General features: G+C 41.0%; 17 protein-coding genes. 14 read left to right on the forward strand and 3 right to left on the reverse strand.

From position 1 onward, the window contains the following. Window positions 1-116: 116 nt before the first annotated feature. The 8 genes from N1I86_RS13435 to N1I86_RS13470 are packed head-to-tail and all read left to right on the forward strand — an operon-like array spanning window position 117 to window position 5,113. Window positions 117-638: a YqeG family HAD IIIA-type phosphatase gene (locus tag N1I86_RS13435; protein WP_003355439.1), complete on the forward strand. Its 522-nt coding sequence runs from the start codon at window positions 117-119 to the stop codon at window positions 636-638. Beyond that, window positions 635-1,741 (forward strand): ribosome biogenesis GTPase YqeH, encoded by a 1,107-nt coding sequence (gene yqeH, locus N1I86_RS13440; RefSeq protein ID WP_003355438.1) that lies wholly within the window; start codon window positions 635-637, stop codon window positions 1,739-1,741. Before N1I86_RS13435 ends, yqeH begins: the two co-directional genes overlap by 4 nt. Window positions 1,742-1,752: 11 nt before the next feature. Continuing rightward, window positions 1,753-2,601: a shikimate dehydrogenase gene (gene aroE / locus N1I86_RS13445; protein WP_003355437.1), complete on the forward strand. Its 849-nt coding sequence runs from the start codon at window positions 1,753-1,755 to the stop codon at window positions 2,599-2,601. Further along, on the forward strand, window positions 2,588-2,881 hold the full coding sequence (gene yhbY, locus N1I86_RS13450) for a ribosome assembly RNA-binding protein YhbY (RefSeq protein ID WP_003355436.1): 294 nt from the start codon (window positions 2,588-2,590) through the stop codon (window positions 2,879-2,881). Before aroE ends, yhbY begins: the two co-directional genes overlap by 14 nt. Continuing rightward, a complete protein-coding gene (locus N1I86_RS13455; protein ID WP_003355434.1) occupies window positions 2,878-3,450 on the forward strand; it encodes a nicotinate-nucleotide adenylyltransferase in 573 nt (190 codons plus the stop codon). Before yhbY ends, N1I86_RS13455 begins: the two co-directional genes overlap by 4 nt. Next, a complete protein-coding gene (gene yqeK, locus N1I86_RS13460) occupies window positions 3,440-4,015 on the forward strand; it encodes a bis(5'-nucleosyl)-tetraphosphatase (symmetrical) YqeK (RefSeq protein ID WP_003355433.1) in 576 nt (191 codons plus the stop codon). The genes N1I86_RS13455 and yqeK overlap by 11 nt, the downstream gene beginning before the upstream one ends. Then, the gene (gene rsfS / locus N1I86_RS13465; protein ID WP_003355432.1) at window positions 4,008-4,364 is read left to right on the forward strand and encodes a ribosome silencing factor; all 357 of its coding nucleotides are present in this window, start codon (window positions 4,008-4,010) and stop codon (window positions 4,362-4,364) included. Before yqeK ends, rsfS begins: the two co-directional genes overlap by 8 nt. Continuing rightward, window positions 4,361-5,113: a class I SAM-dependent DNA methyltransferase gene (locus tag N1I86_RS13470; protein ID WP_341096722.1), complete on the forward strand. Its 753-nt coding sequence runs from the start codon at window positions 4,361-4,363 to the stop codon at window positions 5,111-5,113. The genes rsfS and N1I86_RS13470 overlap by 4 nt, the downstream gene beginning before the upstream one ends. Window positions 5,114-5,232: 119 nt before the next feature. Here the strand turns inward: N1I86_RS13470 and comER are convergent, their stop codons facing one another. Then, window positions 5,233-6,054: a late competence protein ComER gene (gene comER, locus N1I86_RS13475; RefSeq protein WP_327796949.1), complete on the reverse strand. Its 822-nt coding sequence runs from the start codon at window positions 6,052-6,054 to the stop codon at window positions 5,233-5,235. Window positions 6,055-6,137: 83 nt separating this feature from the next. On the opposite strand from comER, the gene N1I86_RS13480 reads away from it, so the two are divergent. The 3 genes from N1I86_RS13480 to N1I86_RS13490 all read left to right on the forward strand — a co-directional run bounded on the left by N1I86_RS13480 (window position 6,138) and on the right by N1I86_RS13490 (window position 9,758). Continuing rightward, a complete protein-coding gene (locus tag N1I86_RS13480) occupies window positions 6,138-6,785 on the forward strand; it encodes a helix-hairpin-helix domain-containing protein (RefSeq protein ID WP_327804012.1) in 648 nt (215 codons plus the stop codon). Between the two features lie 127 nt (window positions 6,786-6,912). After that, entirely contained in the window at window positions 6,913-7,443 is a 531-nt protein-coding gene (locus N1I86_RS13485) for a ComE operon protein 2 (RefSeq protein WP_040341964.1), read from the forward strand. 17 nt (window positions 7,444-7,460) lie between these two features. Continuing rightward, window positions 7,461-9,758: a DNA internalization-related competence protein ComEC/Rec2 gene (locus N1I86_RS13490; RefSeq protein ID WP_341096724.1), complete on the forward strand. Its 2,298-nt coding sequence runs from the start codon at window positions 7,461-7,463 to the stop codon at window positions 9,756-9,758. A 55-nt stretch (window positions 9,759-9,813) separates the two neighbouring features. On the opposite strand, the gene N1I86_RS13495 is transcribed toward N1I86_RS13490, so the two are convergent. Beyond that, the gene (locus tag N1I86_RS13495) at window positions 9,814-9,945 is read right to left on the reverse strand and encodes a YqzM family protein (protein ID WP_003355426.1); all 132 of its coding nucleotides are present in this window, start codon (window positions 9,943-9,945) and stop codon (window positions 9,814-9,816) included. A 303-nt stretch (window positions 9,946-10,248) separates the two neighbouring features. Here N1I86_RS13495 and holA point away from each other — a divergent pair, with 303 nt between their 5' ends. Then, on the forward strand, window positions 10,249-11,271 hold the full coding sequence (holA, locus tag N1I86_RS13500; protein ID WP_341096726.1) for a DNA polymerase III subunit delta: 1,023 nt from the start codon (window positions 10,249-10,251) through the stop codon (window positions 11,269-11,271). A gap of 147 nt (window positions 11,272-11,418) precedes the next feature. On the opposite strand, the gene rpsT is transcribed toward holA, so the two are convergent. Then, on the reverse strand, window positions 11,419-11,679 hold the full coding sequence (rpsT, locus tag N1I86_RS13505) for a 30S ribosomal protein S20 (protein WP_003355423.1): 261 nt from the start codon (window positions 11,677-11,679) through the stop codon (window positions 11,419-11,421). A gap of 252 nt (window positions 11,680-11,931) precedes the next feature. Between rpsT and gpr the strand changes: the two genes are divergently transcribed. Both gpr and spoIIP read left to right on the forward strand, forming a co-directional pair. After that, a complete protein-coding gene (gene gpr / locus N1I86_RS13510) occupies window positions 11,932-13,041 on the forward strand; it encodes a GPR endopeptidase (RefSeq protein WP_040341962.1) in 1,110 nt (369 codons plus the stop codon). A 128-nt stretch (window positions 13,042-13,169) separates the two neighbouring features. Further along, complete coding sequence (gene spoIIP / locus N1I86_RS13515) at window positions 13,170-14,360, forward strand: stage II sporulation protein P (RefSeq protein ID WP_003355421.1); 1,191 nt, start codon at window positions 13,170-13,172, stop codon at window positions 14,358-14,360. Window positions 14,361-14,449 lie beyond the last annotated feature (89 nt).

The following is a 14,449-nucleotide window of genomic DNA, read 5'->3' on the forward strand; positions in this document are numbered from 1 at the left end:
TTTGGGACAGCTCCGACCGAGTTGGCACAGATAATAGATACGAATTTATTTTGAAACTATGAAGAAATTTATGTATGATAATATCGACATCTACATCATAATTGAGGTGAACTTAATTGATTAAAGCATTTTTGCCGAATGAACAAGTCAAAAGCATTTTCGACATTGATCCAGCTACCTTGAAAAAAAGAGGCATAAAGGGGATTATTACCGATCTGGACAATACGTTGGTAGAATGGAATCGACCGAGCGCGACTCCTGAGCTTGAAGAGTGGTTTAATAGAATGAAAAAACACGGTATTCAAGTGACCATCGTTTCGAATAATAATGAAGATCGTGTAAAAGCATTCGCTGAACCGTTGAATATACCTTTTATTCATAAAGCAAGAAAGCCGATGGGCAAGGCTTTTCGCAAAGCGCTGAAAAGGATGAATATAAGCAAAGAGGAAACCGTTGTGATTGGAGACCAGCTTCTGACAGACATTTTAGGCGGAAACCGCGGCGGATTTTATACCATTTTAGTCGTGCCGGTTGCTCAAACAGACGGATTTTGGACGAGAATCAATAGAACGATTGAAAGAAGAATTATGAATGTGTGTAAAAAGAAAGGGTTAATACAATGGGAGGATGAAAGGTGAGCGAACAAGAAATTTATTGTACAGGATGCGGAGTGAAAATACAGACAGAAGATCCGGAAAAAGTAGGCTATACGCCACCTTCTGCATTGCAAAAAGAACAAGTGGTATGCCAACGATGCTTTCGCTTGAAACATTATAATGAAATTCAAGATGTTTCGTTGACGGATGATGATTTTTTGAAAATTTTACATACGCTTGGCGAGACTAAGAGTCTCATTGTAAAAATTGTGGACATCTTTGATTTCAATGGAAGTTGGCTGCCTGGTCTGCCTCGTTTTGTCGGAAATAATCCTGTTTTGCTGATCGGAAATAAAGAGGATTTGCTTCCGAAATCGTTGAAACGGGAACGATTAATAAACTGGATGAAAAAAGAAGCGGAGAAACTGGGGCTCAGACCTATTGATGTTATTTTGGTGAGCGCCTCTAAAGGACATTTTATAAGGGAAGCAATGGAAATGATCGAACACTACCGCGCGGGAAAAGATGTGTACGTGGTGGGATGCACCAACGTAGGAAAATCCACTTTTATCAACCGTATTTTGAAAGAAAGCGGTGAGTCGGGCGAACTGATCACCACATCCCATTTTCCCGGGACCACACTCGATAAGATCGAAATTCCGTTGGAGGACGGAAGTGCTTTAATTGACACGCCGGGGATTATAAACCACCATCAAATGGCGCATTTCGTAGATAAACGTGATTTGAAAATCATCATGCCCAAAAAAGAAATTAAACCGAAAGTATATCAGCTGAATGAAAAACAAACGTTGTTTTTCGGGGGTTTGTCCCGTCTTGATTATCTGAAGGGCGGTCGTCGCTCGCTTGTTTGCTACATGCCGAACGAACTGCAAATTCATCGTACAAAATTGGAAAAAGCCGACTCGTTATATGAAAAGCATGTCGGTGAAATGCTCGTTCCTCCAAGGGAAGAACAGCTGGATGATTTTCCGCCGCTTATCCGCCACGAATTCAAAATAACAGATGCCAAAACGGACATTGTCTTTTCAGGACTTGGTTGGGTAACGGTTCATGAACCGGGTGCAGTGGTAGCGGCTTACGTGCCAAAAGGAGTCAGTGTATTGATTCGAAAATCTTTAATATAATGGTGGGGAAAATGATGAAACTGTATGGAGTGATCGGCGATCCTATCGCTCATTCGATGTCGCCGGCCATGCATAACGATGCTTTTAGCAGGTTGGGAATACCGGCTTATTATCATCCTTTCCATGTCAAGCCAAATGATCTGAAAAAGGCTGTGGAAGGCATGAAAGCCATTGGTGTGGAAGGATTCAACGTAACAATTCCGCATAAAACGGCGATTATTCCGCTATTGGATGAGCTTGATCCTCTGGCGGAAGCGATTGGAGCTGTGAATACTGTTGTTCGCAAAAACGATCGCTGGATCGGTTATAATACAGATGGCGATGGATTTGTCAGAGGATTGAAAGAAACACTGGGCAGAGATCTTCATCTTGATCATATTTTAATCATCGGTGCCGGGGGAGCAGCGAGAGCCATCTATTATACACTGGCATCTGAACATGTACGATTGATTGATATTGCGAATAGAACGATGGAAAAAGCGGCTCGTCTTGCTGAACAGTGCCCGTTTGAAACAAAAACAAACGTTCTTTCGATTTCCGAAGCTGAGCAAAGAATGGGAAACTATTCGATTGTCATTCAAACGACATCGATCGGGATGAGTCCAAAAACAGATGAAATGCCGTTGTCGCTTTCTTTGTTAAAGAAAGGAACATTTGTATCGGACATTATTTATAATCCACTTGAAACAAAATTTCTGGCGGAAGCCAAAAAACAGGGGGCTATCACCCAAAATGGAATCAAAATGTTTGTCTATCAAGGTGTGTCCGCCTTTGAAAAATGGACGGGTGTGTCTCCTGATGCAAACAGAATGGAGAAAATTGTGCTCGAACAACTAGGAGGGTATCATGTTAACAGGTAAACAAAAACGTTTTTTGCGATCGCAGGCTCATCATTTGAATCCGATTTTTCAAGTGGGAAAAGGCGGCGTGAATGAAAATATGGTGAAACAGATCAATGATGCGTTGGAGGCGCGTGAACTATTAAAAGTGAGCGTCTTGCAAAACTGCGAAGAGGATAAATCGGAAGTGGCCGAACAGTTGGTGAAGGGGACAAACGCAGAACTCGTGCAATTGATCGGTAATACCATTATTTTGTACAAAGAATCCTCTAATAACAAACAGATCGTTCTGCCAAAATGAAGAAAAGAGTAGGCATACTGGGCGGTACTTTTAATCCTCCCCATATCGGTCATTTGATTATTGCGAATGAAGTGCTTTGTGCACTTGGTCTGAATGAAGTTCGATTTATGCCGAATTATGAGCCGCCGCACAAACAAAAAATGGACAGCGTAAGTGTGGAAGATCGACTGGCCATGGTGTCGTTGGCGATTGCCGATCATCCAAAATTCACCATTGAAGAAATTGAACTTTTGAGGATGGGAAAATCGTACACGTACGATACGATGGTTCTATTGAAAGAAAGAGAGCCTGATACGGAATTTTACTTTATCATCGGCGGAGATATGATTGAATATTTGCCTAAATGGTATCGCATTGAAGAGTTGTGCAAGTTGGTCCAATTTGTTGGCGTTAAGCGCCCCAACTACAGCGTGGATACTCCTTATCCTGTTCTAATCGTGGACGTTCCTGAAATTCAGCTGTCATCTTCGTTGATTCGAAAAAAAATAGCCAAGAACGAAACAGTGAAATATTTATTGCCGGATAGTGTGATTGCCTATATAAAGGAGAATCGATTGTATGAAACGTGAGAAAGCGTTAAAGATTGTGAAAGAACAATTGACGGAACATCGCTTCCAGCACACATTGGGCGTCATGGAGACAGCCATCAAGCTGGCTGCGAAATACGGAGCGGATGAGAAGAAAGCGGAATTGGCGGCTATTTTTCACGATTATGCTAAATTCCGGCCTAAAGAAGAAATGAAACAAATTATCATTGAACAAGCAATGGACCCTAAGCTTCTGCAATTTAATGCTGAATTATGGCATGCACCGGTCGGAGCGTACTTAGTGAAAACAGAAGCAGGCATTGAAGACGAAGAAGTTTTGGATGCCATTCGCTACCATACGTCTGGCAGACCGGATATGACGGTGCTTGATAAAGTCATTTATTTAGCTGACTACATCGAACCGGGCAGACAGTTTCCGGGGGTGGATGAAGTACGGGAAATGGCGGAACGAAACTTAGATGAAGCCCTTATTCAGGCATTAAAAAATACCATCGTGTTTCTTTTGAAAAAAAACCAACCTGTTTTTCCTGATACGGTTGATACGTACAATCACCTAGTGAAAAAGTGGAGGGAAGTAAATGAGTAGTCATGATCTCTTGTTTACCGCCGTTAAGGCAGCGGATGATAAAAAAGCCGAAAATATCGTCGTTTTAAATATGAAGGGGATTTCCCTTATCGCTGATTATTTTGTCATTTGCCATGGCGGCTCAGATAAGCAAGTTCAGGCCATTGCCAGAGAAATAAAAGAAAAAGTAGAAGAAAAAGGCTTGTTTGTCAAGAGAATGGAAGGGTTCGATGAAGCACGTTGGATTCTTCTTGATCTTGGCGACGTCGTTGTCCATGTTTTCCACCGCGATGAGCGAAGTTACTACAACCTAGAGCGTTTGTGGGGAGATGCGCCGACGGTTGACGTTCAAAGTGAGATTCTAAAATGACGTACGAACGTTTTGCTCTTATATACGACGATTTGATGGAAGATGCTCCTTATGATGCCTGGATTGCATTTTTGGACAGGCATATGAAAAAACATGGGAACGGAGGGGCTCGTATACTGGACTTGGCATGCGGCACAGGAGAGTTAACGGTAAGGCTAGCAGAAAAAGGCTGGAAAACAACAGGCGTTGACTTGTCTGAGACCATGCTGATCGTTGCTCAACAAAAAATAAGCGAGCACGGCTTTCATGTTTCGCTGTTTCAGCAAGATATGCGAGAATTAGAAGGGTTAGGGCGGTTTGACGGAATAGTGATGTTCTGTGATTCACTGAACTACTTATTAAAAGAGGAAGATGTCCTCCGTACGTTTGAAAGAATATATCAACATTTGGAAGACGAAGGGCTTTTTATGTTTGACGTCCATTCCTTATATAAGATGAACCATGTTTTTCTTCATCATACGTATGCTTTTAATGATGAGGATGCATCCTATATTTGGAATTGTTTTCCCGGTGAGCAGGAGAACAGCGTCGAACACGAACTAACTTTTTTCGTGCGGCAGCAAGAAAACGGCTTATATGAGCGTTTTGACGAATTTCATGTTCAGCGTACTTTCCCGATTGCGGAATATCAAAAATGGCTGGAACAATGCGGTTTTCAAGTGCTTCAAATTAGTGCGGATTTTACGGATGATCCGCCACTAGAACAATCAGAACGAATTTTTTTCGTATGTAAAAAGCTAAGTTCGTAAACAATAGGCCAACCAACTATATGGAAAAGGGGCAGTCACTCAAAAAAGAGTGCGCCCCTTTTTTAAAAAAATTTTTGAAAGCGGAAGGATATTGATCTGTAGAAGAAGAATTCATTATATTAAGCTCCGAACTGCTGATTGATCTCCGCAATATCTTCTGCAAATTTCGCGTGAGTTTTGGCAAACAGCTTCTCAAACATATCTCCGATTTCTTGCTCCAAAATAGCAATGCCTTCTCCGGTTATACCGCCTTTGACACAAACTTTTTCTTCCAAGCTTTGCAGTGTATAAATCTTCTTTTTCAATAGTTCTCCCATTCCGATTAGCATTTCAGAAGCAAGATTTTCCGCTGTTTTTTGACTGATGCCCGTTTCGTTCACCGCAGCTTGAATAAACTTGCGGGTCATATAACTGAAAAAAGCCGGCCCGCAGCTGACGATATCCGAAGCGGCCCTTGTCCAACGATCATCTATTTCAACCGGATGAGAAATGGCCTTAATTAAGTGTAAAAATTGATTTTTCCACTCCTCTTGGCAATTTTCTCCAAATGTTACTAATACAGCACCTGCCAAAGCCCGGTTCGTGATGCTGGGGATCGCTCTTATACACGAACAGGGCAGAAGCGACTCCAATTGGGCCGTGGTAATGGGGCTAGTGATCGAAACGACGCATTTTTCTTTTAAAAAAACCGACTGGTGTTCGGCAATAAGCGAATAGATTTCTTTTGGTTTGACACATAGAAAAATGATGTCGCTTTTTTCAATGACTTCACGGTTATTAGCCGCTACGTTTAATCCAGGGTATTGGGATTTAAGTTTAAGTGATTTCTCAGGAGTGCGATTGTGTATATATACATCCGAAGGGACTAGGGCTTTTGATTCGATGAACGATTCGACTAGAATGGTTCCCATATTTCCCGTACCGATAATTCCTGTCTTCAAATGAGGCCCCTCCTTAAATGACATTTCTCCTACAATGTATGCGTTGAAAAAAATAATATGACTTGAGGTGAAGAGGAACAAAAATGGAACTGCTGCAGCGATATCGTATCCCCGCCTTGATTGCGGCCTCTATTGGGATTCTTCTCTTATTTTTTTACCAAACCGGCCATAAGGAGAAAACGGACCAACCGTCTATTGTGATGCCAAAGGAAGAAACAAAAGAGAATATGACTGAAAAAGCTGTAGAGGAGAAAGAAGAGGGAGCGGCAAAACCACAATCGGTGGTGATTGATGTAAAAGGAGCAGTCATGAGACCGGGAATTTATGAAGCAACGACCAATGACAGGATTTATGATATCGTTCAAAAAGCAGGGGGCTTTCGGAAAGAAGCCGATCAAACAAAAGTAAATTTAGCACAGAAACTACAAGATGAAATGGTTGTGTACATCCCGAAAGTCGGGGAAAAAGAATCGACAACGCTTTCTCAAAGTATTCCTTCCGCTAATCCCGTTATTAGTGGAAATGGCCAAGGAGAGCAGCTTGTGAATATTAATACGGCAACGGCGGAGGAATTGCAAAATTTACCCGGCATCGGTGAAACAAGAGCACAATCTATTATTGAGTATAGGGAAACAAACGGAGCCTTTCAAAAGGTCGAAGATTTAAAAAACATTTCTGGAATCGGAGACAAAACTTTTGAAAAATTAAAAGATAAAGTAACAGTGAAATAAGGCGGTATTATTGACGTCAACTTTTCGTTGCCTATAAACTAGAAAGAAAAGCAACGCTTCAGAAAAATATGTCGATTTAAAGGAGAGCATCGCTGTGAGCACAAGAATCACTTGGCATCAATATTTTATGGCTCAAAGCCATTTATTGTCACTAAGAAGTACATGTACGAGATTGGCGGTTGGAGCTACTATTGTTCGGGAAAAAAGAATTATTGCGGGTGGATACAATGGATCCATTGCTGGTGGGGAACATTGTGTGGATGTCGGTTGCTATATGGAAGAAGGACATTGCATCCGGACGATTCACGCTGAAATGAATGCTATTTTGCAATGCGCCAAATTTGGAGTGCCAACGAAAAATGCGGAAATTTACGTCACTCATTTTCCGTGCGTGCAGTGTACAAAATCCATTATTCAAGCGGGAATTTCCTCCGTATATTATGCGAATGGCTATCACAACCATCCTTTCAGCCTTGAATTATTTGAAAAAGCGGGGGTAAAAGTAGAACACATTCCCTTTGAATGGCCGATCATTGATCGCAAAAACGAGGAAAAGAAAAAACTTGTACAAACATTGATGGACAAATTGGAATTATCCGGAGAAGATGCTGAAACTTTGCAACAGTTAAAAGCGCAGGTCACGGACTTATTTGGCTAATATATTGGGGGTGGGGAATGAAAGGAAACATTCTCTATTTCGCTGTTTTTTCTCTTTTCGGCAGCATTTGGGCACTGCCTCGTTCTTTAGGCAGCGTCCGTCTTTTTCTTTTGATGATTTGCTTGTTTCTTTTATTCAAGCTTCCTAAAACAGTAGTCATTTCCCTGTTAGCGGTGTCTGTGTTTTTTTATTTGGCCACCTTCATTCGCTCAAGTCATCATCATAGTTTATATGTTGGTACGGAATCGAATTGGACGGTTTCTTTTCTACAAGATATGACCTTCGACGGCGATCAGCTGAAGGCCCGTGTTATTTCTCAAGATGGAGAAAAGCTCGAATTGCGATACACTCTTCATTCTCCAGAAGAAAAACAGCTTCTCCAGCAAAAATTGGTTTCTCCCCTCGTTTGTTCGTTTTCCGGAAAATTACTGGAGCCATCCACAAGCAGAAACGAGAACAGCTTTGATTATAAAACCTATTTATCGGATCATCAAATTTATTGGATCATCGAACCGATCGGCAACATTCGTTTAGACGATTGCTACTACACAAAACCGACGTTTTTGGATCGACTTCAAAAGGTGCGTGCACAGGGCATCCAATTAGTCATGGATCAATTTCCGCAAGAAATGAAAGCTGTAGCGGCAGCCCTTCTATTTGGTGATCAAAGCAAAGCAGATGAAGAATTGATAACAGCTTATCAAAAATTGGGGATTATTCATTTGCTTGCCGTTTCCGGTCTCCATGTCCAATTGATAGCAGGCGCCTTTTTTTATCTTTTGATCCGACTAGGGGTGACAAGAGAAACCTCAGCGTGGATTCTGCTGTTTTTATTGCCTCTTTATGCGGTGATGACCGGAGGATCTCCTCCTGTTGTAAGATCTGTACTGATGACGAGTTTTCTCCTCCTTGCCTCTCTAACCAAAAGGGGATGGACTTCATTAGATGCCATCGGAGCCAGTTTTATGTTGGTCATCTTATACGATCCTTTTTTGCTGTACCACATCGGTTTACAGCTGAGCTATATGGTGAGCGTTTCTCTTTTGCTTTCCTCCCCGTTGATTTCCCGATTGAAAAGTGCTTTGGGAAAGTCATTTGCCATTACGTTGATCTCCCAAGCGTCCAGTATTCCGCTTCTACTTTATCATTTCTATGAAATTTCCATTATATCCCTTGCGGCCAATTTATTCTTTGTTCCATTTTATTCTTTTTTGATGATGCCGCTTTCTCTTTTCAGTTTTTTGTTTCTCAAAGTTGCTGGAGGATTGCCGCCACCCGTCCAAACATTTTCATGGTTGTTCGGCAAAATCAATCAGTTTGCTGAAGATTGCGGAAACCTGCCATTTGCCACTATTGTCACTGGAAAGCCTAATGAGTTCTTTCTTTTTTTGTACATGGGGGCTGTTTTCTTCTTCTTTTTTTTGTGGGAAAAATATCATTCCATGATAAAGGCAAGTCTTTTATTAGCTGCAGTATTGGTCGTCCATCTTATGTGCTTGCGTATGAGCCCTTATGGAGAAGTTACTTTTATCGATGTCGGTCAGGGGGACTCTATTTTCATCCATCTCCCGTTTCATAAAGGCAACTATTTAATCGATACTGGCGGACATCTTCCCTTTCAAAGAGACAAATGGCAAGAAAAAAGCAGGGAATTTTCCGTTGGGAGGGATATTTTAGTACCTTATTTGAAAAGCAAAGGAATTACGGAAATTGATAAACTGATTTTGACTCACGGCGATTATGACCATGTCGGAGCGGCGACAGAAATCATTCCTGCTGTCCATATCCGGGAAATCATCATTACTCCGGGATCTGAAAAAGACGCCATCATGAAAAGAATAATTCGGCTTGCTTTCCAAAAACAAATCAAAGTTACTGAAGGGATAGAGGGGCAAGGATGGAACACAGGCAACTTTGCCTTTTTGTTTCTTTCTCCTGACGATTCATTTTATGAAGGAAATAATGATTCTCTAGTGCTGTATGCCAAGATAGGCGGATTAAGATGGCTGTTTACAGGAGATTTGGAGAAGGAGGGGGAGGCTGAGCTTGTCCAGCAATGGAATTTAAAAGCGGATATATTAAAGGTCGGGCATCATGGGAGCAAGACATCTACATCCCCAAAATTTCTAGAGGCTGTGAACCCGAAAATCGCAGTGATTTCAGTCGGAGTGAAAAATCGTTACGGACATCCTCATCCGGAGGTGATCCGTTTGTTGGAGGAGCAACATATCAATGTGTTTCGCACAGATCTCAATGGGCAGATCACCTACAAATTTTACAAGGAAAAAGGAACGTTCCAGACTCATTTTCCATAGCATATAGTAGTTCAAAAAAAGAAGTTCGTCCCTTTATGACGAACTTTTCATCCACTTACCCAATCGCTTTAATCGTTACTCCTATCAGAAAGATAATGGTGAAGAAAAGAAACGAAACCCCAAAACCTACACCAGAATCTACGGCGTCATTGCGCTTTGACTGGACATCTTTTTCGAATTCGTTCATCCTATCCCCTCCTATTTTTTTCAGTATATTCGATCTATACAAAAAAATCTATAGCTCCTCGAACAATTTCCTTCTATGACAAGAGTTGACACCTATATTTTGATCTTGTATGGCGACAATATAAACAGCGAGGTTTACCGCTGGCCAACAAAAGTTCCCGGGACTTTTTTGCCAGCGTTTATATAGATTTGGCAAGGGGTGCATCAACGGGTAAAAGATGTTCCTCTTGTCAAAAAGGAATTGCTTTTTTATGATAGATCTGTAATGGATGAATAAAAAAGCAATTGGAGAGTATAGACGCTGATGAATGTATGGGAAAAAATTGAGAAAAGACAATTTTCTCCGCTTTACTTAGTATATGGACCAGAAACGTTTTTTATGAGTGAATTAAAGCAAAAGTTGCTTCAATATGCGTTAAACGAAAAAGAAATGGATTTTAATTTTTCCTCGTACGATTTGGAAGAAACACCGGTCGAGTTGGCGATTGAAGACGCCGAAACGCTTCCGTTTTTAGGGGAAAGGCGTTTAGTGGTGCTACATAATCCCGTTTTTTTAAAGGCGGAGAAGTCGAAAGAAAAAGTGGAGCATAACCTAAAAAGGCTGTTGGATTACATTGAAAAACCGGCGCCTTATTCCATCGTCGTTTTTGCCGCGCCTTATGAAAAATTGGATGAACGTAAAAAAATCACAAAGCGATTAAAGGAAAAGGCTGAAACGTTTGAGGCGAAAAAACTGAATGAGAAAGAAACCATGATCTGGATAAAAGAACGCGCAAAAGCCAAAAACAAAGAAATGGATGATGCTGCTGTCCAACAACTGATGACTCTTGCAGGAATGAATTTAATGATTTTGGCCAGCGAGATTGACAAACTTGCCATGTATGCCACAGAAACAAGTGTTATCGATGCAGGAATGGTGGAACGGTTAACGGCAAAATCGCTCGAACAAAATGTTTTTTCTTTAGTGGATAAAATAGTGAACGGCAAGATCGAAGAAGCATTTGAAATTTATTATGATTTGTTAAAACAAAATGAAGAACCCATCAAATTATTATCTATCATTGCAAGCCAATTTCGGCTTATTTACCAAGTAAAAGAGCTGGCAAGGAAGGGTTATGGACAGCAAAAAATAGCTGCCATTTTGAAGGTGCATCCTTTTCGTGTAAAGCTGGCTCTTGAAAAGGCACAGAAATTTACAGAAGAAGATTTGGCGCGGATCATCCATCTGCTGGCAGAATGCGACTATGCGATGAAAACAAGCGTGATGGATAAAAAGATGGTCATTGAGCTATTTTTATTAAAATTTTTTGGAAGGAATCAAAAATAAGCAGTGTTCCTCTGTCGAGAATGGACCATCGACTATCTTTTGTCGGGGTTTGAAAAACTGGAATTTTGTCTGTGGGGGAAATTAAGTCACCTTCATGGATAAAAAGTGCAAAATAAAAAAGGATGTCCGTTTGACATCCTTTTTTATTTATGCGTTGACAGATAATTTTTTCATTAAGCGGGATTTAGTACGGCTTGCCGTATTTTTATGAATAATGCCTTTAGCCGCTGCTTTGTCGACGAGCTTCACCGCATTTTGGAGAAGTTCTTGAGCATTATCGGCATTGTTTACAGCCGCTGCTTCGAATTTTTTGATCGCTGTACGCATAGAAGATTTAAATTGTGCGTTTCTCGCTCTGTGTTCTTCATTTGTTTTTACACGTTTAATTGCAGACTTAATATTTGGCATCTCTGTCACCTCCTGTGAGCGATCGAGATTTTTATAGATACTCGACTTTCACTTTTCTTAAACAATAAGAACAAAAGTTATTCTATCAAACGAATGCCGATATTGCAATACTGGAATTGATAAAGCGAACTTTAAGCCAAGCCGATTTGCCAATAACGGAAAACATCTGTTCGTTTGTAATATCGAAGGAATGAAGCTTTGTCTAATGGGAAAAATAATCAAAACAGGTGGTTTCGGAAAGGGCTGATCATAGTGGAAAAAGAAAAAAACATCGATTATAGCGTATATGCCGTTCGAACGGATTTGGCGATAGAAGCGAAAGAAATGATTGAGGAGAAGGATAAAGAAAAATCAGAACTTAAGGGAGTCATTGTTCAAGAGCGGGACAAAAATGGCGTCCACATTTCCTATGTGGAAATTACAGAGGAAGGCGAGAAAAAAATCGGGAAGAAAGCCGGTCATTATTTAACGATTGAAGCTCAAGGAATTCGGGAGCAAAACACGGAACTGCAAAAAGAAGTAACCGCCGTTTTTGCCAACGAATTCTCGCAGTTTTTGCAAAAAAATCATATTTCTAAAGATGCCAGCTGTTTAATAGTCGGCCTTGGAAATTGGAATGTCACCCCCGACTCGTTAGGACCGATCGTTTGTGAGAATGTGCTAGTGACAAGGCACTTATTTCAATTCCAGCCTGAAGCGGTAGAAGAAGGGTATCGGGAAGTGAGTGCTCTTGCTCCAGGAGTCATGGGTCTGACGGGGCTTGAGACGAGCGACATTATTTACGGAGTGGTTGAAAAATCAAAACCTGATTTTATTATTGCGATTGATGCTCTGGCCTCAAGATCTATTGAACGTGTTAACGCTACTATTCAAATATCGGATACAGGCATCCAACCCGGTTCAGGTGTCGGAAACAAACGGAAAGAATTGAGCAAGCAAACCTTAGGAGTGCCGGTTATTGCCATTGGAGTGCCGACTGTTTTGGATGCAGTGTCGATTACGAGCGAAACGATTGATTTTATGCTTAAGCATTTCGGACGAGAAATGAAAGAAGGAGACCGGCCTTCTAAAGCACTTGCATCTGCCGGCTTTCTGTTCGGGAAGAAGAAAAAATTAACAGAGGAAGATCTTCCCGATGAGGAACCGCGAAAAATGTTTTTAGGGCTGATTGGCACTTTAAGTGAAGAAGAAAAAAGAAAGCTCATTCATGAAGTTCTGGCTCCACTTGGCCACAATTTAATGGTGACGCCAAAAGAAGTGGACGTGTTTATTCAGGATACTGCCAATATTATTGCTAATGGTCTGAACGCTGCTCTTCATAGTGCTATTGGACAGCATAACGCCGGTTTCTACACTCGCTGAAACCGGCTGCTTTTTTTGGGGCAAAATCATCGATAGCATCACGATTTTGCCAAAACGGGAAAGAGAAGTTCTACCTTTTCTATGAAAGTCATAGATATATTACTAGACTGAAACGAAAGGGTGGAACGATGAAAAAAACAAACTCCCACTATATCCTGTCTATCGACATTGCGACTATCGTAAAAGCAGCTTTTACTTTTTTTGCCGCTCTTTTATCCGTTTTTTCTTTGGTGGGGATTTTAACAACGTTTCAAAATGAATATCGGCTATCCTCCAATTCTGTGAATAAGGCGACAAAAAATATATCGGGAGCGGTCCTATATCATCTATTTACGATGGAGAATAAGTTGTTTTTAAAAGAGGAACCAAAAGATATCCGCGTTCCTTCGCTGAATGAAGTATTATTTCAATTTGCGACGAATATTAAAATGAAAGATCAGCGAAGTTTATTAGGCAGGGAAATCCCCGGATTTTCCATTTATGATGGTTATATCCTCGTAGCCGGAAAGGGGACAAACTATACGAACCTTCCGATTGAGTCGGAACCGCCAAAAGAAGTATTAAGCAAAGAGAAGGAGGCGCCTTTGAAAAACACGAAGGATCTCGAGACCGAAAAGAAACAGAATCCTCCTCTGTCGACTAACGAAAAACAAACCGTATATCTTTATTTTACCCACACCCATGAATCATACTTGCCATATTTGAACGGGGTGAATGATCCGGATGCTGCGCAAAATTCAAAACTAAATGTCACAAAAGTGGGAGAAATTTTAAAAAGCAAGCTTGAAGAGAAGGGAATTGGCACTTATGTGGATAAGACGGATATCGTCGATTTACTCAATAAACGTGGATGGGACTACGGATTGGCTTACCAAGAATCAAGGCAAGTTGTCGCTTCGGCCATGAAACGTCATCGAGATTTACAGTATTTTATCGATATTCACCGTGATTCTCAGCGGAAAAATGCAACCACCACTCGAATTCATGGAAAGAGCTATGCGAAAATCGCTTTTATTATCGGAGCTGAACATCCGAATTATGAAAAAAATGCTGCCCTTGCCACGGAGCTTCATAAACGATTAGAAAAAAAATATCCTGGGTTATCAAGAGGGGTTATCGTCAAGCAAGGCAAAAACACAAACGGAAAATTCAACCAAGATTTGTCGGACAAAGCATTTTTAATCGAGGTGGGAGGAGTGGATAATACAATGGATGAAATCACTAGAGCATGTGAAGCCTTTGCCGATGCCTTCAGCGATTATTATTGGCAAGCAGAAAAAGTGAATCAGTCCGGCGAAACTCAGCGTTCAAAACAGTAGAATTCATATGATCCACTGCTTTTAAAAGAAGAGGGTGCTATGACGCCCTCTTCTTTATGTAAAAACGTTCTTTCAAGCAGGAAAAAAGA

Origin of the sequence: Bacillus sp. FSL W8-0116 (assembly GCF_038003825.1) — a bacterium.
Taxonomy (GTDB): Bacteria; Bacillota; Bacilli; order Bacillales; family DSM-4216; genus Bacillus_O; species Bacillus_O smithii.